This window comes from Novosphingobium pentaromativorans US6-1 (genome assembly GCF_000767465.1).
Lineage (GTDB): Bacteria > Pseudomonadota > Alphaproteobacteria > Sphingomonadales > Sphingomonadaceae > Novosphingobium > Novosphingobium pentaromativorans.
The window spans coordinates 2238571-2262500 of the sequence record NZ_CP009291.1; the positions used below are offsets into that span (position 1 = coordinate 2238571).

The window sequence follows — 23930 nt, forward strand, 5'->3', positions numbered from 1 at the left end:
CCCCCCGGACCTTACGGAGTAATAGCCATGGAAACTCGGCAAATCGCCCCCGGCCTTTCGGTCTGCGGCCAGATCGCACCCGGCGATCTCGAGGCGCTCACCGCGCTGGGCTTTCGCGCCATCGTGTGCAATCGCCCCGACGGCGAGGAAGCCGACCAGCCGAGTTTCGCCACGCTGGCCGATGCGGCGAGCGCATACGGCATCGCCATGCGCTACCTGCCCGTCGGCGGCGGCGTGACGGCCGAAGACCAGGCCGCCGATTTTGCTGCCGCCCTTCGCGAGCTTCCTGCCCCCGTGCTTGCATACTGCCGCACAGGCAACCGCTCCGAACAGGTCGCCAGGGCCGCCTTTGCACGGGCCCCGGCAGCGAAGGCGCCGCACTACAAGGTGCTGATCGTCGGCGGGGGCTCTGCAGGGATCGCCACCGCGGCCTCGATTCTCAAACGCCGCCGCGGGCTCTCCCTTGCGATCGTCGAACCGCGCGAGGATCACTTCTACCAGCCGGGCTGGACCATGGTGGGCGGCGGGGTCTTCCAGCAGCGCGATACCGTGCGCAAGACCGCCGCCGTACTGCCGCGCGGGGCTGACTGGATCCGCGATGCCGTATCCGGCTTCGATCCCGATGCCAACGCGGTCCAGCTCGCTGGCGGCATGCGCGTCACGTACGACATCCTCATCGTCGCCATGGGCAATCGCCTCGCCTGGGAAAGGATCGCCGGGCTCGAAGAGACGCTCGGCCGGAACGGTGTGACCTCGAACTACCGCTTCGACCTTGCTCCCTATACCTGGCAGCTCGTCCAGCGGATGCAGCGCGGGCGCGCGCTGTTCACCCAGCCGCCGATGCCGATCAAGTGCGCAGGCGCCCCCCAGAAGGCCATGTACCTGTCGTGCAGCGAATGGGAGAAGCAGGGCCTGCTCGGGAACATCGAGGTCGAATTCCACAATGCCGGCGGCGTTCTGTTCGGCGTGCCGGAATACGTGCCCGCGCTGATGGAGACGGTCCAGCGCTACGGCATCGGCCTGAACTTCGAATCGAACCTCGTCGCCGTCGACGGGCCGAACCGCACCGCGACCTTCCGCACCCCTGACGGCGAGGTCACCCGCGGTTTCGACATGCTCCACGTCGTTCCGCCGCAAGAGGGCAACCGCGTGGTCGCGGCCAGTCCGCTGGCGGACGCGAGCGGCTATGCCGAAGTCGACGCCGCGACCATGCGCCATGTCCGCTTCGCCAATGTCTTCGCGCTGGGTGACGGCTGCAATACCGGCAATGCCAAGACCGCAGCGGCGGCGCGCAAGCAGGCCCCGGTAGTTGCGGTAAACGCCCTTGCCGCGCTCGACGGCCGCGATCCGGTCGCAGCCTACGACGGCTACGGCTCCTGCCCACTCACGGTCGATCGCGGCCACATCGTCCTGGCCGAGTTTACTTACGGCGGGAAAGTCTCACCGACCCTGCCGACCTGGCTGATAGACGGCACGCGGCCCTCGCGCCTCGCCTGGCATCTCAAGGCCGACGCACTGCCGCCGATCTACTGGCACGGCATGCTCAAGGGCCGCGAGTGGCTCGTCCCGCCGGTTCCGCTGCAGTAGCCGAAAGGATCGCAGGCCATGCTCGACCCCGTCCAGATCGACACGCTCCACCTCGCGCTCGGCGCTCTGTCGGGCGTTCTCGTCGGCTTCACGCTCGGCCTCGTCGGCGGTGGCGGATCGATCCTCGCAGTGCCGCTGATGGTCTATCTCGTCGGTGTGCAAAGCCCGCATGTGGCAATCGGCACCAGCGCCTTCGCCGTTGCCGTCAACGCCGCCACCGGCCTTGTCCAGCACGCCCGCGCGCACAACGTGAAGTGGCGCTGCGGTGCGGTCTATGCCGCCTCGGGTATCCTCGGCGCCTTCCTCGGCTCGACGCTGGGCAAGGCGATCGACGGGCAGAAACTGCTGTTCCTCTTCGCGCTCGTCATGATCGCGGTCGGCGTGCTGATGATCCGCGGCCGCCGCAACCAGGGGGAACCCGGGGCGCAGTGCAATCGCGAGAATGCCCCCAAGGTCGTCACGTTCGGTCTGGGCACCGGCGTCTTTTCCGGATTCTTCGGGATCGGCGGAGGCTTCCTCATCGTCCCCGGCCTCGTTGCGTCGACTTCGATGCCGATGATCAATGCGGTAGGCACCAGCCTCGTCGCCGTGACGGCCTTCGGCCTCACCACCGCGCTCAACTACGCCGCATCGGGCCTCGTCGACTGGCTGCTGGCAGCCGTGTTCATCGCCGGCGGCATAATCGGCGGCGTCGGGGGGACCATGGCGGCCAGGCGCCTGTCCGGCGCGGGCGCGCTGACCACGGTGTTTGCCGGGCTGATCTTCGTCGTTGCCGCCTACATGCTCTGGAAAAGCGGGACTTCGCTATGAGCCGCATTGCCGACAAGGAACACAAATGTCTTCAAATCGAAGCTCTTGTAGGTCAAGGTCGCGGCGTCGTCGAAAGTTGTCGCGAGTTCGGCATGTCGGAGAAGACTTTCCAGCGCTGGCGCAAGGCACGCCCGCAGCGCCCGATCCAGACCGGCCGAACGGCCCGCACTACCTGATCGCATCATTCTGCCGGGTGTAATTCCACGCGCGCCCCGCGACCGTCACGACACTGCGGCCGGACAGAACGGACCGGCACCGAATGGACAGGAGGGAAAGATCCATGTGGGATCACGCCGACGCCTTGCTGCTGGCACGGATCCAGTTCGCCTTCACGGTGAGCTTCCATTTCATCTTCCCCGCGTTCTCCATCGGCCTTGCCAGCTACCTTGCGGTGCTGGAGGGGCTGTGGCTGAAAACGGGCAAGGCGCTGTACCTCGACCTCTTCCGCTACTGGCTCAAGATCTTCGCGGTCGCCTTTGCGATGGGCGTCGTCTCCGGCATCGTCATGTCCTACCAGTTCGGCACCAACTGGGCGGTGTTCTCGGACAAAGCCGGGCCGGTGATCGGGCCGCTGATGGCCTATGAAGTGCTGACCGCCTTCTTCCTCGAAGCCGGGTTCCTAGGCGTCATGCTGTTCGGAATGGAGCGGGTGGGGCGCAAGCTGCACTTCTTCGCCACCTGCATGGTGGCCGGCGGCACTTTCGTATCGGCCTTCTGGATCCTGTCGGTGAACTCGTGGATGCAGACCCCGACCGGTTTCGAGATCGGTGCGAACGGCCAGTTCCTGCCGGGGCCGAGCTGGATCGACGTGATATTCAACCCCAGCTTCCCCTATCGCCTGCTGCACACCGTGACCGCCGCCTACCTCACCACCGCCTTCGCGGTTGGCGGCGTGGGCGCCTGGCATCTGCTGCGCGAGCGGACCAATGCCCACGCGCGCAAGATGTTCTCGATGGCGATGTGGATGGCCGCGCTCGTCGCGCCGGTGCAGATCTTTCTCGGCGACGCCCATGGCCTCAACACGCTGGAACACCAGCCGGCCAAGGTCATGGCGATGGAAGGCCACTACCAGAGCCATCCCGAGGGTGCGCCGCTGATCCTCTTCGGCATTCCCGACAGCAAGGAAAAGCGCGTCGATTACGCGATCGAAGTGCCCAAGCTCTCCTCGCTGATCCTCAAGCACGATCCGAATGCGCCGCTGGCCGGCCTGGACACCGTTCCCGCAGCCGACCAGCCGCCCGTCGGCCCGGTATTCTGGGCCTTCCGGGTCATGGTCGGGCTGGGCTTCGCGATGCTCGGCATCGGCCTGTGGAGCCTGCTGGGGCGTGCGCGCGGCAAGCTCTACGACTGGCGCTGGCTGCACCGCGCGGCAATCGCGATGGGCCCCTCGGGCTTCATTGCGGTGATCGCCGGATGGATGACCACCGAAGTGGGCCGCCAGCCCTGGACGATCTACGGCCTGCTGCGCACCGCCGATTCCGCCTCGCCACTCGACGCGCCCGCGGTAGGCGCCTCGCTGCTGGCTTTCGTCGTGGTCTATTTCTCCGTCTTCTCGATCGGCACCTGGTACATTCTCAAGCTGATGGACAAGGCGCCGCAACCGCAGGAAAGCGGCCTCGAGGAGGGCCCCGTCCGCACCGCCGGGATCACGCCCGGGCCGCACCAGCATCCCGCCGGAAAGGGGGCGTAAGCACGATGGACGTCAATTTCGACCTCACCGTCATCTGGGCCTTCATCATCGCCTTCGGCGTCTTCGCCTATGTCGTGATGGACGGCTTCGACCTTGGCATCGGCATCCTCTTCCCCAGCTTCAAGGTGGGCGAGGGACGCAATCGCGCGATGAATTCCATCGCGCCGGTGTGGGACGGCAACGAGACCTGGCTGGTGCTGGGCGGCGGCGGCCTGTTCGCCGCCTTCCCGCTGGCCTATGCCATCATCCTGCCCGCGACCTACCCCCTGATCGTCGCCATGCTTCTGGGACTTGTGTTTCGCGGCGTCGCCTTCGAATTCCGCTGGCGCGATCCGGCGCACCGGCCGTTCTGGGACCTCGCCTTCTCGGGCGGATCGTTCGTCGCGGCGATGTCGCAGGGCATGACGCTTGGCGCGATCCTGCAGGGTATCGAGGTATCGAACCGCGCCTATGCCGGGTCGTGGTGGGACTGGCTGACGCCCTACACGCTTCTGACCGGCCTCGGTGTGGTGGCGGGCTATGCCCTGCTCGGCGCGACCTGGCTGGTCTGGAAGCTCGACGGCGCGTCGCAGGCCCATGCCTACCAGGTGGCAAAGCGCGCCGCGGCGGCAACGCTCGTGCTGCTGGTCGGCGTCAGCCTCTACACGCCGCTGCTGGACGCGGACTACTGGACCCGCTGGTTCGAGATGCCCAATGTCCTGTTCGCAGCGCAAGTCCCGCTGCTCACCGCCATCCTCGCCTTCCTGCTGTTCCGTGCCCTGGCCAGGCGGCGCGAGGCAGCGCCTTTCTGGTTCGCGCTCGGCATCTTCCTGCTCGGCATGGCGGGCCTTGGCGTCAGCATGTGGCCCTATGTCGTTCCCGGTCAAGTGACGATCTGGGACGCTGCCGCCCCCGAACGCAGCCAGATCTTCATGCTGGTCGGCGTCGCGCTCACCTTGCCCCTGATCCTCATTTACACCGGCTGGGCCTACTGGGTATTTCGCGGCAAGGTCGGCCACGAAGGCTATCACTGATGAAGCGCACCCGGCTGGACGCCGACGAAGCTCCACTGTGGAAGCGGCTGGGCTGGATGGCGCTGATCTGGGCCGGAAGCGTGACCGGGCTGGGGCTCGTTTCGCTGGCAATCCGGTTCTGGCTGAAATAACGGACGGCCCGCGCTTACCGGATCGCTTACGGATAGGCAGTATCGACCCCTTTGGCCGCCGCCTGGACGCGCAATGCGCCCACTGTGACCTCGGACCGGGAGAACTGTTCGAACAGCGCCTCGTGCCGCAACCAGCGGATCGCATTGCCGTGGGTGACCTTGTCGATCACCGCCTCGGGCATGTCGCCTAGCTGCTCGAGGCACTGCGCCGCGGTGTCCGCCCATGGTCCCATCGTGCGCGGATAGCCTGCCGCGAAGGCGATGTTGTCCTCACCCACTTCAGCCCAGTTCGCGAGCCCCGAAGGGTCCCACCGGAAGGCGTGGCAGAAGTGCCGGGCAAGCAGATGCGACGGTTTTACCGCACGCCGCCCCGAACGCTCCCATGCCGGGCTGCGCCAGTCCATCAAGTCGGCCCTGGCGGCCAGGAAAGGCACCCAGCCGATCGAGCCTTCGGGCATCACGATGCGCAAGTCGGGACAGGAATGCAGCGCGTCGAGTTGCAGCCAGTCGGCAAGCACTTGCGCCGCCGCCAGCGGCATCCCCGAAACCCAGGCACCGGCGCCGGGGAGACTTCCGGTTTCAAGCGCAGCATTACCCGGGCCGGGCCGGCAGGCCACGGTCATGTCGTTGTCGGCCAGGGAGCGAAAGATCGGGAGCCAATGATCGTCGCGGATCGGCGGCAGGCCCTGCAGGAGCGGATTCGCGCCAAGAGCAATGACGCGTAACCCCTTGCGCGCGAGCCGGTCAATTTCCTCGAGGCTCGCCTGGACATCCCAGCTCGGCAGGATGCCCAAGGGAACCAGACGGCCGGGATAGGCCATGCACCATTCGTCCAGATACCAGTCGTTGACCGCCCGCAGGTGACGCAGCGCCAGCGCCTTGTCCGGGGCTGCGTGGAAGATCGCGCTTTCGGCCCCCAGCGCATCGCCGAAGCACAGCGCGGCAGCCACGCCGCTCGCGTCCATTTCGTCGATCCTTGCGTGGACATCCTGAGAGCCGGTGACGGGGTGCAAGACCGGACCGGTTTCCGCGCCGCTTGTTCCGACGTCCAAGGGTGGTGCACACGATGAAACCGGCCAGGATTGCCCCTGATAGGCCCAGACCGGCCTTCCCTGTGCATCGCTGGCGATCCTGGGAGCGGCGGCGAGCAGCGCCCCGCAGAGCTGGTTGTCGAACAGGGAGGGCGGCTCGCAGAGGTGATCTTCGGTGCTGATGATGACCAGGTCATCGCGTTGCATCACAGTCACTCCCATTGCGCCCCCCGCGCAATTCGGGAGGCATCAACGCGCGTCGAACGCCTTGCCGTGGGCGCTTCCCCGAAAAAGATTGGGCGACCCGTCACGAGGCTGGGTCGCCCGAAGTTTGGGAGAAGCGGTCCGCACCTTTCCCACAGGGAGGCGGTACGAGACCGGCATCCCCTTTCTGTGACAGGCCGCGGCGCCCGGCATTGACCAAGGTCAATATGGAAATCGAGGTTCTGAAAACTGAACCTGCAGCGCCCAATCGGCCTGCGCTCCTCGCTTCCAAGGTACCATCCCTTAACCATCCCCGGCTTATGAGGCGAAGCATGGACACCAGCCGCTTCAAGCCGACACCGATTCTGCGTGAACGCCGCCGCAACCAGTGCACACGGTTCACGCTGTACGATGCCAGTGGCCAGACGATCGACGTGATCGTGCGCGACATTTCCTCGCGCGGTCTCAGCGCTGCTGCCGCAGGCGATCCGCCGGCGCCCAATTCGGTCGTGCGCGCCCAGCTTGAGGACGGCCGCGAACTCTGGGGCCTCGTACGCTGGACGGAGGGCAACCTGTTCGGCGTGGAATTCGACACCCGCGTCTGACGCGCAGCGTCGCCTTCCGCTAGACCGCCGAACTGAACCGCCGCAGCGAATCCTTGCGATAAGGATCGAAGCGTGCCGCGATGGAGCGCGCATAGGGCAGGCCGCCCGGGCGGATCACCAGGTCGTCGCCATCGGCCTCGCACAGCCCGGCCTGAAGATAGGACTCCAGCATCGGCAACGCCTCGCGCGCGAGGTCGGGATCGACATGGGCGCGGCCCCGGCACAGCAACCCCTCGATCACGGCGCCGCGACGGCGATCTTCGGCACTGCGCACGATCCCGCGATTGGCGGTCAGTCGATCCTGCGAGAGCATCATGCGATAGCGGCCGGTATTCTTCTCGTTCTGGACCAGTAGCTCCGGGAAACTGCTGATCGAGGAAGCGCCAAGCCCGATCAGGACCGGCGCCTGATCCTCGGTGAAGCCCTGGAAATTGCGCCGCAGCCTGCCGGTCAGTGCCGCGCGGGCGAGCGAATCGCCGGGCAAGGCGAAGTGGTCGAACCCGACCGGCACATAGCCTTCATTCACGAGATATTCGTAGCCGAACGCCGCCATGCGAAAGCGCATTTCGGCATCGGGCAGCGCGCTGCCATCGATCTTGCGCTGGCGCGCGATCAGGTGCGGGATATGGGCATATCCGAAGAGCGCTATCCGATCCGCTCCGAGCGTAACGCTCCGCCTCAGCGAATCCTCCAGGTCGGCCATCGTCTGGCCGGGCAGACCGTACATGAGATCGTAATTGAGCGAAGCCACCCCCGCCGCGCGCAGCATTTCGGTGGTTTCCCCGATCATCTGCGCCGGCTGCACCCGGCCGATGGCCTCCTGCAGCGCGGGCGCAAAGGTCTGGACGCCAAGGCTGGCGCGCTCGATCCGGACCGCCCCGACCACCGCAGCCCATTCGGGGCCCATCGTGCGCGGGTCGAGCTCGATCGAGATGACCGGGCGCGAAGCGGCGAACTGCAACGTCAATGCATCGACCAGCCGCACGAAGTCGATCGGCGGAATGCCGTTGGGACTGCCCCCGCCAAAGGCGATGCGCGTTACCTTCGCGGCATTGGGCAGGTGTTCTGAAACAAGCGTGATCTCGCGGTGCAGGGCGTCGAGGTAACTCGACACCCGGTCGCGCCGGTTGGCCACGCTTGTATTGCAACCGCAGTACCAGCAGATCTTCTCGCAGAAAGGAATGTGCACGTAGAGCGAGACTTCGCCGGTCTCTCCCTCCAGCACCCGCAGGAGATCGGCCGCGCCGACGCGGTCGTCGAATTCGGCCGCCGTCGGGAAGCTGGTGTAGCGCGGTACGGGAATCGCGAGCAGGTCTGGCAGATATGTCCACATGCCGGGGACATTCGCCGCAGCGGCGCCGCTCGTCATTGCGTTCGATCAAGCCGCTTGCGCGAAGACCCGGTGTGGCACCCTTTCGCGCAGCACGGCCCCTGCACCGGTCCCGGAGGACCATCGGGCGCGACCGGAATCGAGACCGCGCCGCCGCCGCACAGCGGGGCGACAAGTGCACGCGCCTCGGCCTCGAGCGGGCCGAGCATGGCGGGCAACAAGGCAAGAGCGGCGAACAGGGCAAGCTGGCGATTCACGAATTGCTGTTCCCATCGAGATCGTCGTCTTCATCGATCAGGATGCGGTTGGCCGCACCGTCGAGATCCTCGAACTGCCCGCTTTTCATCGCCCAGAAGAAGGCGCCGAGCCCGGCGAGGCCCATAAGCAGTGCCAGCGGGATGAGGAAGCCAAGAATGGTCATGCGCCCTGCCTGCCGGCCGCGCGCGCAACTCGCAGCGAATTCCCGACCACGATCAAGGAACTGGCCGACATTGCGATGGCGGCAAGAAGCGGCGTCACGAATCCGAAAATCGCCAGCGGCACTGCAAAGAGATTGTAGATGGCGGCCAGTGCGAAGTTCTGCCTCACCACCCGCATGGTGGCACGCGCCACCCGGATCGCCATGGAAACCGGCATGAGCCTGTCGCCGACGAAGACGGCATCGGCAGCCTGCTGGCTGACGTCGCTCGCCCCGCCGGGAGCGATGGAGACATGGGCACCGGCAAGCGCAGGGCCATCGTTCAGGCCATCGCCGATCATCAGGACCTTGCGGCCCTGCCCCGCCTTGCGCTCCAGCAGCGCCAGCTTGTCGGCCGGACGCATGGCAGCGGTAGCGAAGAGCCCCAGCTCGCGCGCGACCTGCGCCACCGCCGCCTGCCGGTCGCCCGAGGCGATGGCCGAAACGATGCCCTGTGCGCGAAGCTGCTCCAGCGTCTCGCGCACGTCCGGGCGGAGCAGATCGGCAAAGCCGATGCGCGTGCGCGCCCCTCCGACGAGCAGGTCGACGGCGAGTCCGCCCGCTTCCACTTCCGGACGCAGCAGCGCGACCTCTTCTCCCGCCCAGCGTCCGGCCATCCCGTGCCCTGCCGTCTCGCTGAGGGCATCGAGCGTGGCCGGTTCGACGCCTTCGCCGCGCAGGGCGCTCGCCAGACCGCGGCTGAGCGGATGGCGGCTCGCCTGCGCCAGTGCGAGCGTAATGCTGCGCTGCCGGGGGGAAAGCATGGTGAGGTCGACGGGGCGCGGCTCGCCAAGGGTGAGCGTACCGGTCTTGTCGAACAGCACTTCATCCACTTCGGCGAGACGTTCGAGCGCGGAGCCGTCCTTGATCAGCAGGCCGCGCTTCATCAGTGCGCCGGCAGCAACGACCTGCGCCGCCGGTACCGCAAGGCCCAGCGCGCAAGGGCACGTGATAATCAGCACCGCCACTGCGATCAGCAGCGACTTGTAGAGACCCGCCCCCGCCAGCATCCAGCCGCAGAAGCTCAGGAACGCAAGACTGTGCACTGCCGGTGCATAGTAGCGCGCCGCCTTGTCGGCGATGCGGACGTAGCGCGAACGCGACTGACCGGCCTCGTCCATGAGGCGGGCGATATCGGCAAGCGCGGTATCCTGCGCCGCCGCGGTCACCCGGACCCGGACCGGATTGCCCAGGTTAATCATCCCGGCATGGATCGTCTCGCCCGTGCCTGCCGGTCGCGGATCGCTCTCACCGGTGAGCATCGAGGAATCGACGGTGGTGCGCCCCTCGACGATCTCGCCGTCGGCGGCCAGCGCTTCTCCGGCGGCCACCAGCATGATCATGCCCGGGGCCAGGCGGTCCGCCTCGACATAGCGGGTGGAACCGTCCGCTTCGAGCACATGCGCGCCGCGCCCCATGCGGCCCAGCAGCGCGGCGATCCCCGACCGGGCGCGGCTGCGCATCATCGCGTCGAGCACGCGGCCCGCCAGCAGGAAAAACAGCAGCATCACCGCGCCGTCGAAATAGGCATGGGGGCCGCCGGTCAGCGTCTCGTAAAGGCTCATCCCCGTCGCCAGCAGGACGCCTATCGAGATCGGCACGTCCATGTTGGTACGGCGGTAGCGCAAGGCCATCAGCGCCGAGCCGAAGAAGGGCCTGCCGGCATAGGCGATGACGGGAATGGCGATGAGCGCCGAGAGCAGATGGAACAGCTCGCGCGTCTCGCCCCCGGCTCCGGCCCATACGCTGACCGAGAGCAGCATGATGTTCATCATGCCGAAGCCGGCCACCGCCAGTGCGCGCAGCAGGCGCCGGGTTTCGGCGTCATCGCGGCCCAGCGGGTTCTCGGCCGCGCGCTCGGCCTCGAAACCCAGCTTGCGCAGTTCCTCGATGATGGCATCGCCGGTCAGTGCGGGATCGTGGCTCACCGCGACGCGCCTGGCGGAGAAATTGACGCGCGCCGCAGCGACCCCGGGCACGGCGGCAAGCCCGCGCTCGACCTTGCCGATGCAGCCCGCGCAGCGCATGCCGGGCACCGTGAAGCGGCTGTCGATACAGGCCTGTGCGGCAGCGCCTTGTGCGGTGAGGGCGGAAACCGGCGCGTTCATCGGATCGCCTGCTCGGTGCGCCAGGTGCGCCCGCCTGCCTCGACCGCGAAGCGCAGGGTCCAGCGATCGTTGGGCAGCACTTCGCGGCTGACCCAGTCGCTACCGGCATCGCGCTCGAAATGCAGCGTCATGTCCGGCTTGTGGCCCAGCGGGTGGCGGGCCACGGCAGTCACCGTGGGAAAGGTGGGCACCTCGCCCAGAATGGCAACGACGCGGCCATCGGCACGGCGATCGGCATGGAGCGTCCAGCCCAGCGCCTTTTCCGACTTCGCTTCATCGAGCCAGCGGTTGAAATGCTGGCTGGCGACGTAGGAATTCTCGACCACGACGCCTCCGAAGGTCGAGCTGGCAAGCCCGGCCATCGTGAAATTGACGGCCACGACAACGCCAAAGCCTGCGACGAGGATCGCGGTCATGTGCTTGCCGGTAAAGGGGCGGACAGTGCGGCTCATCATTGCTCTCCCGGGGCATCGAACTGGGCCTCGGCGCTGTCCTGTTCGCGCGCTTCGCCAAGGGCCTGCAAGTGGAAGGTGAACTCCTGCGCGGGGGTACCGGCAGGTACCACCAGGTAGGCGCGCAGGCTCTGGGTCTCGTCGGCGGGCACGATGCGGGTCAGCGCGGTCCCGGCCTCGGCCATGCCGACGTCGTCGCTCCAGATCTTCGCTCCGGGAAGTCCCTCGATGGAAATCTCCATCTTGCGCGGGCGGCCCTGCATGTTGCGCAGGCGCAAGGTATAGGCATTGCGGACCGAACCGTCGCTCAGCAGGATGTAGGGCGGGTTGCGATCCTTGGCGACGGTCAGGTCGGTGTGCACGCGCGTGCCCAGCAGGAACAGCAGCGAGAGGCCGATCCCGCCCCAGACCGCGAAGTAAAGCATCGTGCGCGGGCGCCAGATGAGCTTGAGGTGGCGGGTCGGCGGCTGCCCCGCTTTCTCGCGTTCGGCATCCTCCAGCGTGGCGTAGTCGATCAGGCCGCGCGGACGGCCCGTTTCACCCATCACCCGGTCGCAGGCATCGATGCACAAGGCGCAGGTGATGCAGCCGATCTGCGGCCCTTCGCGGATGTCGATGCCGGTCGGGCAGACTGCAACGCACTGGTTGCAGTCGATGCAGTCGCCGAACCTGTCGGGGTTCTTCCCGGCCTTCTTGACGCTGCCGCGCGGTTCGCCGCGCCAGTCCTTGTAGGTGACGATCAGCGACTTCTCGTCGAGCATCGCGGTCTGGATGCGCGGCCAGGGGCACATGTAGACACAGACCTGCTCGCGCATGAAGCCGCCGAGCACGAACGTGGTCGCCGTCAGCACCGCCACCGTGGCGTAGGCAACAGGGTCGGCGGTGCCGGTCCAGAATGCGTGCTGCAGCGTGGGGGCATCGGCGAAATAGAAGATCCAGGCGCCGCCGGTGGCGAAACTGATCGCGAGATAGACCGTCCACTTGGCGAGGCGCCGGGCGATCTTGGCCGGTCCCCAGGGGGCCTTGTAGAGACGGAAGCGGGCATTGCGGTCGCCGTCGAAGAAGCGGTCGACATGCTGGAACAGGTCGGTCCAGACCGTCTGCGGGCAGGCATAGCCACACCAGGCGCGGCCCACGGCACTGGTGACGAGGAACAGGCCGATGCCGGCCATGATCAGCAGCCCTGCCACGAAATAGAATTCGTGCGGCCAGATCTCGATGCCGAACATGTAGAAGCGGCGATGGGCCAGATCGACCAGCACCGCCTGATCGGGCGCATAGGGGCCGCGGTCCCAGCGCAGCCACGGCGTGCCCCAGTAAATCGCGAGGCAGATCACCATGATCGCCCACTTGAGGCGACGGAACTTGCCGTCGATGCGCCGGTTGAAGACCGGCTCCCGCTTTGCATAGAGCGAAGCGGGGCGGTCCTGCGTCTTGATCTGGTCGGGCTTGTTCATCGTTCCAGTCCGCTTGGGGGCAGAGCGGCAGGCGGCTTATTCAGCCTCTGTCGGTTGCGTATCGGGTGGGGCCGGGGTCTCGGCGAAGTCTTCGCCGCCGCCCAGCGAGTGGACGTAGGCCGCCAGCATCTTGATCGTCACCGGATCGAGGCGATTGCCCCAGGCCGGCATCACGCCGTGGTGCGGACGCGTGAGCTGCGCGACGACATCCTCGCGCCGACCGCCGTCGAGCCAGATCGCATCCGACAGGTTCGGCGCACCGAACTGGCGGCTGCCCTTGCCCGCGGCGCCGTGGCACACCGCGCAGTTGTCGGCGAAGACCTGCGCGCCCTGCTGCGAGGATGCACTGGCCCTGGCCTTGCCCGAGAGCGTCAGGACATAGTCGGCGACCTGGCCGATCTGTTCCGCCGTCAGCAGGCCATCGGCACCGAAGTTGGGCATCATCGACTGGCGCGTCGCATCGTCGCCCGGCTGGCGAATGCCGTGAATCAGCGTGGTCTCGATGGTCTTGAGATCGCCGCCCCACAGCCAGTCGTCGTCATTGAGGTTGGGATAGCCCTTCGAGCCCGCAGCGCCTGCGCCGTGGCACTGGACGCAATTGACCTTGAAAGCCGCCGATCCGCCGGCAATCGCCGCGCGCATCAGTGCGGGATGGTCCGGCAACTGCTCGATCGGCATGTCCGCCAGCGCGGCCACCGTCCGGGCGCGCGCCGCCTGCTGCGCGTCCAGTTCGTTCTGGAGCTGGCCACGGCTCGACCAGCCCAGCACGCCCTCGGTCGCGCCCGAGATCATCGGCCAGGCCGGATAGGCCACGCAGTAGCCGATCGCGAAGACGATGGTCGCGTAGAAGGTCCAGAGCCACCAGCGCGGCAGCGGGGTGTTGAGTTCCTCGATCCCGTCCCACTCGTGGCCGACGGTTTCGGTGTTGGTCGCTTCGTCGATGCGCCTGCTGGCGGCTGCCGGCGAATTGTGAGCGTCAGCCATCGTTCTCGTCCTTGAAGATCATGTTGGCGGCATGGTCGTTCTTCGCGCGCTGGCCGGGCCGGAAAGGCCAGGCGACCAGCACCACGAAGACCAGCAGCATCGCCAGCAGGCCCCAGCTGTCGGCCATGTGCCGCAGCCAGTCGTAAGTGGAATGCGTGCTCATCGGCCGCGCTCCAGAGCGAGTTCCTCCTGCGCCGCGGCGCCGTCGACATCGACCAGCGTGCCGAGCATCTGGAGGTAGGCGACCAGCGCGTCCATTTCGGTCAGGCGCGAAGGATTGCCATCGAAATCGCGGATCTGCGCCTTGGGGTAACGCTCCTCAAGATCGCCCGCGTCCGCCTCGGGATCGGCCTGGGCCTCGAGGTCGGCCAGCGCCATCTTCACGTCCTTGTCGGTATAGGGCACGCCCACCCGGCGCAGCGCCGTGAGGTTCGCCGCGATGTCGGGCACGTTAAGGTCGTTTTCCGCGAGGAAGCCGTATTGCGGCATTACCGATTCCGGCACCACCGACTGCGGGTTCTTGAGGTGCTGGACGTGCCAGTCGTCCGAGTATCGCTTGCCGACGCGGGCAAGGTCCGGCCCGGTGCGCTTGGAGCCCCACTGGAACGGGTGGTCGTACATCGATTCCGCAGCAAGGCTGTAGTGCCCGTAGCGCTCCACCTCGTCGCGGAAGGGCCGGATCATCTGGCTGTGGCAGACATAGCAGCCCTCGCGCACGTAGATGTCGCGCCCGGCCTGCTCGAGCGGGGTGTAGGGGCGCATGCCCTCCACTTTCTCGATCGTGTTGTCGATCCAGAAGAGTGGTGCAATCTCGACCACGCCGCCGATCACGACGGCGCCCAGCGCGGCAATGCCCAGAAGCGTGACGTTCTTTTCGAGCGTCTTGTGGCGTTCGGTCATGGAAGTCATTGTCGTTGTTCCCTGTTCGTCACGCTTATTCGGCAGGAGCCAGGATCGGACGGTCGGCGACCGGGTCGTATGCGGCATCGCGCATCGGCGCTTCCCGGCGCAGCTTGCCCAGGATGGTCGCCCAGACGTTGACCACCATGACCACCGCGCCGGCAAGGTAGAGCAGGCCGCCGAAGGCGCGCATGATGAACATCGGATGCAGGGCGGCGACGGTGTCGGCGAACGAGTTCACGAGGTAGCCGTCGGGCCCGTATTCACGCCACATCAGGCCCTGGGTGATCCCCGCCACCCACATGCTGGCGGCGTAGAAGACGATGCCGATGGTCGCGAGCCAGAAGTGCCAGTTCACCATGCGCAGGCTGTAGAGCCGCTCGCGTCCCCACAGGCGCGGCACCAGATAGTAGACGCAGGCGAAGGTGATCATGCCGTTCCAGCCCAGCGCGCCCGAGTGAACGTGGCCGATGGTCCAGTCGGTGTAGTGCGAGAGCGAATTGACGCTCTTCACGCTCATCATCGGGCCTTCGAACGTGCTCATGCCATAGAAGGCGAGCGCCATGACCATCATGCGGATGATCGGGTCGGTGCGCACCTTGTCCCAGGCGCCGTTGAGCGTCATCAGGCCGTTGATCATGCCGCCCCAGCTCGGCATCCACAGCATGACCGAGAAGACCATGCCCAGCGTCTGCGCCCAGTCGGGCAGCGCGGTATAGTGCAGGTGGTGCGGCCCCGCCCAGATGTAGAGAAAGATCAGCGACCAGAAGTGGATGATCGAGAGCCGGTACGAATAGACCGGGCGCTCGGCCTGCTTGGGCACGAAGTAGTACATCATCGCCAGGAAGCCGGCGGTCAGGAAGAAGCCGACCGCATTGTGGCCGTACCACCACTGCACCAGCGCGCCCTGCACCCCGGCGAAGAGCGGGTAGCTCTTCGAGCCGAGCAGGCTGACCGGCATGTCGAGGTTGTTGACGACATGCAGCATGGCCACGGTGATGATGAAGGCAAGGTAGAACCAGTTGGCAACGTAGATGTGCGGTTCGCTGCGCTTGATGATCGTGCCGACAAAGACCGCGAGGTAGGCAACCCAGACGATCGTCAGCCACCAGTCGACGTACCATTCCGGCTCGGCGTATTCCTTGCTTTCGGTGATCCCGAGCAGGTAGCCGGTCGCGGCCAGCACGATGAACAGCTGGTAGCCCCAGAACACGAAGCGGGCGAGGCCGGGAAAGGCAAGCCGGGCCCGGCAGGTGCGCTGCACGACATAGAAGCTCGTCGCGATCAGGGCATTGCCGCCGAACGCGAAGATCACCGCCGAAGTATGTAGCGGCCGCAAGCGCCCGAAATTGAGGAAAGGCTCGAAGTTGAGTATCGGCCAGGTGAGCTGCAGGGCGATGAACAGCCCTGCGGTAAAGCCCGCCATGCCCCAGAACACCGTGGCGATGACGCCCCAGCGGACCGGGTCGTCGTCGTACCGGCCCTCGTCCGCCGGCATCTTGAGGATACCGCGCGAGACGGCGGCATAATCCGTGTTGCGCAAGCTGAACCAGAGGCAGACGAAGGCCGCGAGCGCGACGATCGCCATGTGAATTGCAAACCCTGCGTCGGCTGCCATCGCAGCAGCCATGACGGCAAGGAATAGCACGACAAGCCAAACGCCTGCCCGCGTAAGGACCGTTACCATATGCCTTCTCTTTCGAGATTGTTGCTGAACCTGCCTGCCCCCTTGGAGGCAGGGATTCGATCCGGCATTGACTGGAATCAAAATCGGCTCCGCATGGCAAAAATAACGGAAATCCAAGGAAATTTGCGCGTAATCAAATCATGTCGGAGCGAGATGGAGGAAAGGCTGTCTCCGCAGCCGCTGGCAACAGGGGGACCGCAAGGGGCGGTCCCGGCGGCGACGAAAGACAGGCAATATGCGCAAACTGACGATGATGGCCGCACTGGCCGCAGCCACTGTTTTTGCGGCTCCGGCCATGGCCGGCAGCCCTGAAGGTCACTTTCAGGTCAAGGTGCTCGGCACCGCCGTCCTGCCGGATGGCAAGATCGACAGCGTCAAGTCCGTCGACACCACCACGACGCTGGGCGGCGCCGTCGCCGCGCTCGCAAGTCCGCAGACAAAGGCGAACGACAACGTCGTGCCCACGCTCGCGCTCGAGTACTTCTTCAACAAGACGTTCTCGGTCGAGACGATCTGCTGCTTCACCCAGCATCACGTCAACGGCGCCGGCGACCTGGCCAGCACGGAACTGGTCGACCATGTGCTGATCCTGCCCGCGACGCTGACCGCAAAGGCGCACCTCGACACCGGCGGCCCGATCAAGCCTTACGTGGGCGCGGGCCCGGCCCTGTTCCTCGTCTTCGACGAGAAGCCGGGCGCGACCGCCGCAGCGCTGGGGATCGACAAGGTCAAGATGTCGAACAAGCTCGGCGTTGCCGCGCAGGCCGGCGTCGACATCGCGCTGGGCGACCAGGGTTTCGGTCTCTCGCTCGACGCCAAGAAGTACTGGATGCGCCCGACCGCCTCTTTCTACGAAGGCGACACGCTGGCGCTCAAGACCCGGCACAAGCTCGATCCCTGGGTGCTGAGTGCGGGCGTATCCTACCGCTTCTGACCCGGTATTCTTTCACGACGACACGAAGGGGAGCCGTTCGCGGCTCCCCTTTTTCGTCAGAGCTGCCGGAAGTTGATCGTTGCGTTGAGAATGAAGACGATCGTCCCGGCGCAAAGCGAGGCGATGACCCTGGCGATCAGGTACGGCACGCCCAGTCCATCCGCGAGAAGCGCGAACAGGGCCAGGATGATGGCCAGCCCGAACAGCGCATTGCCGAGGAAATAGACGTAGCCGCTGCCCAGGCCGCGCAGGCTGCCGCGAAAGATCCACGCCCGTGCCAGCAGGTAATGCAGCGCGTTGGCAAGGACGAAGCCGACAGCCACGGCCGCCAGCTTGTTCCAGCCCCATCGTTCAATCATCAATGAGATGAGAAGGAGATCGAATAAGAACGATGCGCTCGAAGCCACAGCATTCTTTATGTAGAGCAACGAGCTGCGACGATTGATCAGGCGTTCGCGCAGGCCGGGATGAGTGACTTCACCGTCCAACCGACCGGACTGTCGGCCTGATCCGTGGAAAAAGGAACGCATGTCCTTTGAACACCACGCCATGGGCCTTGTTGCAAGCCGCTTGCCGGGCAGAAAGATTCTCTTCGAGTTGAACAATTCTTCCCGACATGCGCTTATTGCGATCATGACCGGAGAATTCTCGTTACCGACTCGCTCACCGCTGGTAGCCGTAGCCAACCGCATACTGACCGGCCTCGATGCCTGCTCCATCATGCCGCAAGTGCAGCTCGACGTGCAGGAACTCTGTTCGATCGCCCGCGAGCAGACCGAGCTCGACGATTTCGGCGATCCCTGGTTCCTTGAGCCGCTGGAAGTCCTCGTCGAAGCGCTGAAGGCGGAAGCCGCGCTCAACCCGATCGGCCATTTCGCGGCGACGGGGCAGTTCCTCAAGGTCATGCGCGAGCGCCTCTGGGCGCAGCAATGGTTCAAGCGCGAACGCGAAATCCTTGCTGAACCGCTGGTCCCTCCAGTGATCGTCGTCGGTCCGATGCGATCGGGCACGACGCGCCTCCACCGCCTGCTCGCGGCCGATGACCGCTTCGAACACTTGCGCTTCTTCGAGACGGTTTGCCCGGTTCCCCGGCCCGACTATCGTCCCGGCCGCAAGGACCCGCGCCCCAGGCAGGCGGGCCGCCTGCTCAAGACGGTGCACCATCTCAATCCGCGTACCGCCGTCATCCACCCCACCGGCCCTTACGAGCCGGAAGAGGAACTGGGCCTGCTGGTCGCCTCCGCCTGGGGCATGAAGCACGAAGCGCAGTGGCGCGTGCCCAGCTACGGCCGCTGGGCCGAAGGCGAGGACGCAACCCCGGCCTACCAGCACATGGCCCGGCTGCTGCGGCTGGTCCGCTGGGCGCGGGGAAGCCGGTCACGCAAGCCCTGGGTGCTCAAGACGCCGCAGCACATGCTCGATCTGCCCGCACTCATGCGCGTTTTCCCCGAGGCGCGGCTGATCTTCATCCATCGCGATCCCGAACGCGTCGTGGGAAGCAGTTGCTCGCTGGTGTGGAACCAGATGACCATTCACAGCGACGAGGCCGATCCGCAATGGATCGGCCGGCATTGGCTCGAGAAGACCGGTCTGCAGATCGACCGGATGCAGGCGGCGCGCAGTCGCATCCACCCGAGCCAGCGCATCGACGTGCATTACCGCGAAATGGACAACGACTGGGAAGGCGTCATGGAACGGGTCTACCGCTTCCTGGACATTGAGATCGCCCCGGCCCTGCCGCGCATGCGCCGCTATGTCCGCAAGGCGCGCAGCCAGCATCGCTGGCAGCACCATCGCTATGACCTGTCAGCTTTCGGGCTTGAGCGCAGCGCGGTTCGCGCCCGCTTCGAACACTATGTCGGTGCCTTCGATCTCGCCCCCCCGCCAGAGCGAAGGCATTACGCAAGCGTGCAGGAGAAGCTGCGCGAAGCCATCGCCTGAACCGGGAGCGACGTCAGCCGGCTTCGGCGACGAGCGCGTCGAAATCGAGAATCGTCACATCGCGGCGTGAAGGCAGGTCGATCACGCCTTCGTTCTTGAGCCGGGTGAACTGGCGGCTGACCGTCTCGATCGTGAGGCCCAGGACATCGGCGATCTGCTGGCGCGAGAACGGCAGCGTGAGATGGCGTTCGTTGGGCTTGTCGAAATCGATGCGACATCCGGATCCCTGGAGGCGCTCCACCATCTCGATCAGGAAGCTGGCCATCTTCTCCGAGGCCGACTTGCGGCCAAGCAGCAGCATCCAGCGCCGCGTACGGTCCAGCTCACCCAGTGTGCGCTCGAGCAGCTTGTGCTCAAGCTGCGGGTGCTCGCGCGCAAAGGCATCGAAATCCCGGCGCGAGAAGACGCAGACCTTCGCATCGGTCAGGGCTGTGACGCCGTGCCCGGAAGTTCCGCCGAAGGGCCTGCCAATGAAGTCGGAGGGATAGACGACGCCCACGATCTGCTCGCGCCCATCCTCGGTATTGGTCGAAAGCTTGAGCACGCCTTCGATCACATTGGCCACGAGGACCGAATCCTCGCCTTCCCAGATCAGCGATTCACCGGGCGTGATCGCGCGGGTGCGCCCGATCGCATTGAGAGCTTCAAGCTCCTTCGCATCGAGCGAAGCGCAAATCGCCCGGTTCCGAACGACGCAAAGGTCACAATTGGACATAAGGTTTATTACCAGCGGTGTGCGATGGGCTCAAGTCACGCCATCTACTGCAATTTGCAGCCTGCTCAAAGAGCCAGGCGCAAACCACAGACCTTGGTCGCATATCGCCCCTGCAGCGACGGAAAAGGCTAGGCAGTCACCGGAGGACCGCAATCGAGGACCTCGGCATGGTCAGCTTTGCCCTGCGGCGCGGTAACGTGCCCCCGCTCGCCCTTGCGTGCGAACCAGATGACATGCTTATGGCCCTTTCCTCCAGGCCGGGACGTGACCGTGACGACCGAAACCTCGAATCCGACTTCTTCGAGAAGAGCCGTGAAGGCCGGGTCCGGCCACGCCGACCAGATCGCCGCAATCCCACCGGGCGTCAGGGCATTCATGGTCCGCTCCAGGCCCGAGCGCGAGTAGAGGAGATCGTTCTGCCTACGGGTCAGGCCCTCGGGGCCGTTGTCCACATCGAGCAGGATGGCATCGTAACCCTCACGTGCCGCATCGATCAGCATGGCGAGGTCTTCCTTGACCAGCATGACCCGCGGATCATCCAGGCATCCCGCCGTGATGTGCCGCATGGGGCCAAGGGCCCATTCGATGATCTCGGGCACAATTTCGGCAACGACCACGCTGGCATCCTCGGCGAGAGCGCCCAGGGCTGCGCGAAGGGTATAGCCCATGCCATAGCCGCCCACGAGCATGTGCACGGCGGCGCGATCGCCAAGCCGGGCACAGGTCATGGTCGCGAGCGCTTCTTCCGATGCGTTGGCCTCGGTGCTCATCAGTTCATTGTCTTCAAGCAGGATGGTGAAGCCTTCGCCGTGCTGCACCAGTCTCATTTCAACACCTTCGGGCACATGGGCCGTGCCGACCAGCACATCGTCTTCTATCATGAATGCTCCTCGGGGAGTTTGCATCGCGCCGGCTCCAGTCCGGTCGATTGCATGTCTGGGGGGCCAGGAAGCAAGGCAGCTCAATCGGCTTGGCCTGAAACGATGCCTGCCGGCAATACGCACTGAAATTTCGGGAAACTGTCGGAGAATCGCATGCTACGCGCTCCAGCTGTAAGCGGGAGCGCGGGACGTCTCTCAGCCGGGACCTGCCTACGAACTAATGGCCCCGATCAGGATTCGATGAGCGCCTTTGCCGCGCGGCGCAAGAGAAACGTGTCCGGCAGGGCATTGGCCTGTGGATTGCCCCGCACATGCGGGGCTACCGTTCGTTTTCCGCTGCGCGTATTTTGCGCAATGTGCAGCGGCGGAGGCCAGGGGAGCGTGCTATAAACGACAAAGCCCCCGGCGGCTGTGCGCTGGGGGCTTAAGTCGTACACCGTTGGTTGCGGGGGCAGGATTTGAACCTGCGACCTTCAGGTTATGAGCCTGACGAGCTACCGGGCTGCTCCACCCCGCGTCACGGTATCGGGCTGAGTGTCTCGGCCCGGAAGCGTTTTTTTGATTGTTCATTCCGACTGCGTCGGCGTGAACGGCGGGCTGCTCCACCCCCGCGTCAATGCTGTGTTGCGTTCGTCAAGAACGCGAAGAGGGCCGCTTGGGCCCTCTTTTTTTGGGCTTTTGGCCCTTTTGTCATTGTGATGGGTTTTTTTGCACGCCGGCTTCAATGCCTGGCGACGTCCTACTCTTCCGACGCTTGAGCGTAAGTACCATCGGCGCTGTCAGGTTTCACGGCCGAGTTCGAGATGGGATCGGGTGGGTCACTGACGCTATGGTCACCAAGCAATGGAGCCGGCGTGCTTTTTAATCGATGAATGTATCCGTGCATTATCTGGCTGGATGATCGTCCTGTCATCATTGACGCTGCTGCATGGTGTGCAGGGCTGTCATTGATGGTGGGATTCATCAAGCATGATCAGAGTTATTAGGACCGGTTAGCTCCACGCGTTACCACGCTTCCACACCCGGCCTATCAACGTGATGGTCTATCACGACTCGAAGATACCTAATCTTGAGGGAGGCTTCCCGCTTAGATGCTTTCAGCGGTTATCCCGTCCATGCATAGCTACCCTGCTGCGCGGCTGGCGCCACGACAGGTACACCAGAGGCATGTTCAACCCGGTCCTCTCGTACTAGGGTCAACTCCTCTCAAGTATCGACGCCCACGGCAGATAGGGACCAAACTGTCTCGCGACGTTCTGAACCCAGCTCACGTACCACTTTAATTGGCGAACAGCCAAACCCTTGGGACCTGCTCCAGCCCCAGGATGTGATGAGCCGACATCGAGGTGCCAAACGATTCCGTCGATATGAGCTCTTGGGAATCATCAGCCTGTTATCCCCGGCGTACCTTTTATCCGTTGAGCGATGGCCCTTCCACGAGGGACCACCGGATCACTATGACCGACTTTCGTCTCTGCTCGATTCGTCAATCTCGCAGTCAGGCAGGCTTATGCCATTGCACTCTTGCAGCCGGTTTCCAACCGGCCTGAGCCTACCATCGCGCGCCTCCGTTACTCTTTAGGAGGCGACCGCCCCAGTCAAACTACCCGCCACAGAGGGTCCCTGTACCGGCTAACGGTACGAGGTTAGACATTAAAAAATCACAGGGTGGTATTTCACCTATGGCTCCACACCAGCTGGCGCCGGTGCTTCAAAGCCTCCCACCTATGCTACACAATAATTTTCCAATGCCACTCTGAAGCTGCAGTAAAGGTGCACGGGGTCTTTCCGTCTAACCGCGGGTACTCCGCATCTTCACGGAGAATTCAATTTCGCTGAGCATATCCTGGAGACAGTTGGGGAAGTCGTTACGCCATTCGTGCAGGTCGGAACTTACCCGACAAGGAATTTCGCTACCTTAGGACCGTTATAGTTACGGCCGCCGTTTACCGGGGCTTCAATTCGGAGCTTGCACTCCTCCTCTTAACCTTCCGGCACCGGGCAGGCGTCAGACCCTATACGTCGTCTTGAAGCCGACTTAGCAGAGTCCTGTGTTTTTGCTAAACAGTCGCTACCCCCTGGCCTGTGCCCCCCACATCTGCTTGCGCAAACATGGGGCCTCCTTCTTCCGAAGGTACGGAGGCAATTTGCCGAGTTCCTTCAGGATACTTCTCTCAAGCGCCTTGGTATACTCTACCTGACCACCTGTGTCGGTTTCGGGTACGGTCTATACGGAGAGGCTATTTCCTGGAACCGCTTCGAAGCACAACCAATCCGATAAGGTTGTACAACACACGCGATCCGTCACACATCTCCAGGCCCACGAATATTAACGTGGTTCCCATCGACTACCCCCTTCGGGCTCGTCTTAGGGGCCGGCTCACCCTGCTCAGATTAGCTTTAAGCAGGAACCCTTGGTCTTTCGGCGAGAGGGCATCTCACCCTCTTTATCGCTACTCATGTCAGCATTCGCACTTCCGATACGTCCACGGTCGGTTACCCTCCCGCTTCACTCGCCTACGGAACGCTCCGCTACCGCGTGATCCGAAGATCACACCCTAAGCTTCGGTGCATCACTTGAGCCCCGTTACATTTTCGCCGCAGAACCTCTTATTTAGACCAGTGAGCTGTTACGCTTTCTTTAAAGGATGGCTGCTTCTAAGCCAACCTCCTGGTTGTTTTGGAAGTTCCACATGCTTTCCCACTTAGTGATGACTTGGGGACCTTAGCTGTAGGTTAGGGCTGTTTCCCTTTTGACGACGGACCTTAGCACCCGCCGTCTGTCTGCCGAACTAGACTCGTTGGTATTCGGAGTTTGGTTAGAATTGGTAGATCTCGCGACCCCCGCATCCATCCAGTGCTCTACCCCCAACGGCAATCATTCGACGCTCTACCTCAATAGATTTCGCGGAGAACCAGCTATTTCCCGGCTTGATTGGCCTTTCACCCCTAAACACAACTCATCCGAGAATTTTTCAACATTCACCGGTTCGGTCCTCCAGTGCGTGTTACC

Annotated in this window: 23 protein-coding genes, 1 tRNA gene and 2 rRNA genes (1 of these 26 running past the window's edge); 9 read left to right on the top strand and 17 right to left on the bottom strand. The window is 64.5% G+C overall.

Going from position 1 to position 23930, the window contains the following annotated elements:
- Positions 1–27: 27 nt before the first annotated feature.
- The 6 genes from JI59_RS10385 to JI59_RS26185 all read left to right on the top strand — a co-directional run bounded on the left by JI59_RS10385 (position 28) and on the right by JI59_RS26185 (position 5231).
- Complete coding sequence (locus JI59_RS10385; RefSeq protein WP_007012774.1) at positions 28–1587, top strand: bifunctional protein tyrosine phosphatase family protein/NAD(P)/FAD-dependent oxidoreductase; 1560 nt, start codon at positions 28–30, stop codon at positions 1585–1587.
- Positions 1588–1605: 18 nt separating this feature from the next.
- Entirely contained in the window at positions 1606–2397 is a 792-nt protein-coding gene (locus JI59_RS10390) for a sulfite exporter TauE/SafE family protein (RefSeq protein ID WP_007012773.1), read from the top strand.
- A complete protein-coding gene (locus JI59_RS10395; RefSeq protein ID WP_038575995.1) occupies positions 2394–2573 on the top strand; it encodes a hypothetical protein in 180 nt (59 codons plus the stop codon). The genes JI59_RS10390 and JI59_RS10395 overlap by 4 nt, the downstream gene beginning before the upstream one ends.
- 104 nt (positions 2574–2677) lie before the next feature.
- On the top strand, positions 2678–4087 hold the full coding sequence (locus JI59_RS10400) for a cytochrome ubiquinol oxidase subunit I (protein WP_007012771.1): 1410 nt from the start codon (positions 2678–2680) through the stop codon (positions 4085–4087).
- Positions 4088–4092: 5 nt separating this feature from the next.
- On the top strand, positions 4093–5100 hold the full coding sequence (gene cydB, locus JI59_RS10405) for a cytochrome d ubiquinol oxidase subunit II (protein WP_007012770.1): 1008 nt from the start codon (positions 4093–4095) through the stop codon (positions 5098–5100).
- Positions 5100–5231, top strand: coding sequence for a DUF2474 domain-containing protein (locus JI59_RS26185; protein WP_007012769.1), 132 nt, complete (start codon positions 5100–5102; stop codon positions 5229–5231). The genes cydB and JI59_RS26185 overlap by 1 nt, the downstream gene beginning before the upstream one ends.
- A gap of 26 nt (positions 5232–5257) precedes the next feature.
- Here the strand turns inward: JI59_RS26185 and JI59_RS10410 are convergent, their stop codons facing one another.
- Entirely contained in the window at positions 5258–6469 is a 1212-nt protein-coding gene (locus JI59_RS10410; RefSeq protein WP_038575998.1) for an amidohydrolase family protein, read from the bottom strand.
- A 329-nt stretch (positions 6470–6798) separates the two neighbouring features.
- Between JI59_RS10410 and JI59_RS10415 the strand changes: the two genes are divergently transcribed.
- Positions 6799–7071 (top strand): PilZ domain-containing protein, encoded by a 273-nt coding sequence (locus JI59_RS10415; RefSeq protein WP_007012767.1) that lies wholly within the window; start codon positions 6799–6801, stop codon positions 7069–7071.
- Between the two features lie 19 nt (positions 7072–7090).
- On the opposite strand, the gene hemN is transcribed toward JI59_RS10415, so the two are convergent.
- From hemN to ccoN, 10 genes are read right to left on the bottom strand one after another with little or no spacing between them, the layout of a single operon-like run.
- Entirely contained in the window at positions 7091–8404 is a 1314-nt protein-coding gene (gene hemN, locus JI59_RS10420; protein WP_038577453.1) for an oxygen-independent coproporphyrinogen III oxidase, read from the bottom strand.
- Between the two features lie 32 nt (positions 8405–8436).
- Positions 8437–8658, bottom strand: a complete 222-nt coding sequence (locus tag JI59_RS10425) for a hypothetical protein (RefSeq protein ID WP_007012765.1) — start codon at positions 8656–8658, stop codon at positions 8437–8439.
- A complete protein-coding gene (ccoS, locus tag JI59_RS10430) occupies positions 8655–8822 on the bottom strand; it encodes a cbb3-type cytochrome oxidase assembly protein CcoS (RefSeq protein ID WP_007012764.1) in 168 nt (55 codons plus the stop codon). Before ccoS ends, JI59_RS10425 begins: the two co-directional genes overlap by 4 nt.
- On the bottom strand, positions 8819–10966 hold the full coding sequence (locus tag JI59_RS10435) for a heavy metal translocating P-type ATPase (protein ID WP_007012763.1): 2148 nt from the start codon (positions 10964–10966) through the stop codon (positions 8819–8821). The genes ccoS and JI59_RS10435 overlap by 4 nt, the downstream gene beginning before the upstream one ends.
- Positions 10963–11421: a FixH family protein gene (locus tag JI59_RS10440; protein ID WP_007012762.1), complete on the bottom strand. Its 459-nt coding sequence runs from the start codon at positions 11419–11421 to the stop codon at positions 10963–10965. Before JI59_RS10440 ends, JI59_RS10435 begins: the two co-directional genes overlap by 4 nt.
- Entirely contained in the window at positions 11418–12875 is a 1458-nt protein-coding gene (gene ccoG / locus JI59_RS10445) for a cytochrome c oxidase accessory protein CcoG (RefSeq protein ID WP_007012761.1), read from the bottom strand. The genes JI59_RS10440 and ccoG overlap by 4 nt, the downstream gene beginning before the upstream one ends.
- A 36-nt stretch (positions 12876–12911) precedes the next feature.
- Entirely contained in the window at positions 12912–13859 is a 948-nt protein-coding gene (ccoP, locus tag JI59_RS10450; protein WP_007012760.1) for a cytochrome-c oxidase, cbb3-type subunit III, read from the bottom strand.
- Positions 13852–14022, bottom strand: a complete 171-nt coding sequence (locus JI59_RS10455; protein ID WP_007012759.1) for a cbb3-type cytochrome c oxidase subunit 3 — start codon at positions 14020–14022, stop codon at positions 13852–13854. The genes ccoP and JI59_RS10455 overlap by 8 nt, the downstream gene beginning before the upstream one ends.
- Positions 14019–14768: a cytochrome-c oxidase, cbb3-type subunit II gene (gene ccoO / locus JI59_RS10460; protein WP_007012758.1), complete on the bottom strand. Its 750-nt coding sequence runs from the start codon at positions 14766–14768 to the stop codon at positions 14019–14021. Before ccoO ends, JI59_RS10455 begins: the two co-directional genes overlap by 4 nt.
- A gap of 25 nt (positions 14769–14793) precedes the next feature.
- A complete protein-coding gene (gene ccoN / locus JI59_RS10465; protein ID WP_007012757.1) occupies positions 14794–16446 on the bottom strand; it encodes a cytochrome-c oxidase, cbb3-type subunit I in 1653 nt (550 codons plus the stop codon).
- A gap of 235 nt (positions 16447–16681) precedes the next feature.
- On the opposite strand from ccoN, the gene JI59_RS10470 reads away from it, so the two are divergent.
- Entirely contained in the window at positions 16682–17380 is a 699-nt protein-coding gene (locus JI59_RS10470; RefSeq protein ID WP_007012756.1) for an OmpW/AlkL family protein, read from the top strand.
- 56 nt (positions 17381–17436) lie between these two features.
- Here the strand turns inward: JI59_RS10470 and JI59_RS10475 are convergent, their stop codons facing one another.
- A complete protein-coding gene (locus JI59_RS10475; RefSeq protein WP_052117879.1) occupies positions 17437–17910 on the bottom strand; it encodes a GtrA family protein in 474 nt (157 codons plus the stop codon).
- A 103-nt stretch (positions 17911–18013) separates the two neighbouring features.
- On the opposite strand from JI59_RS10475, the gene JI59_RS10480 reads away from it, so the two are divergent.
- Positions 18014–19321 (top strand): sulfotransferase family protein, encoded by a 1308-nt coding sequence (locus tag JI59_RS10480; RefSeq protein WP_239000554.1) that lies wholly within the window; start codon positions 18014–18016, stop codon positions 19319–19321.
- 13 nt (positions 19322–19334) lie between these two features.
- Here the strand turns inward: JI59_RS10480 and JI59_RS10485 are convergent, their stop codons facing one another.
- From JI59_RS10485 to JI59_RS10505, 5 genes are all read right to left on the bottom strand, one after another.
- Positions 19335–20036 (bottom strand): Crp/Fnr family transcriptional regulator, encoded by a 702-nt coding sequence (locus JI59_RS10485; protein WP_007012753.1) that lies wholly within the window; start codon positions 20034–20036, stop codon positions 19335–19337.
- 128 nt (positions 20037–20164) lie between these two features.
- Positions 20165–20917, bottom strand: coding sequence for a spermine/spermidine synthase domain-containing protein (locus JI59_RS10490; RefSeq protein WP_007012752.1), 753 nt, complete (start codon positions 20915–20917; stop codon positions 20165–20167).
- A 440-nt stretch (positions 20918–21357) separates the two neighbouring features.
- Positions 21358–21434, bottom strand: a tRNA-Met gene (locus JI59_RS10495).
- Between the two features lie 209 nt (positions 21435–21643).
- Positions 21644–21758 (bottom strand): 5S ribosomal RNA (gene rrf, locus JI59_RS10500).
- Positions 21759–21879: 121 nt separating this feature from the next.
- Positions 21880–23930, bottom strand: a 23S ribosomal RNA gene (locus JI59_RS10505); it runs 744 nt beyond the window's last position.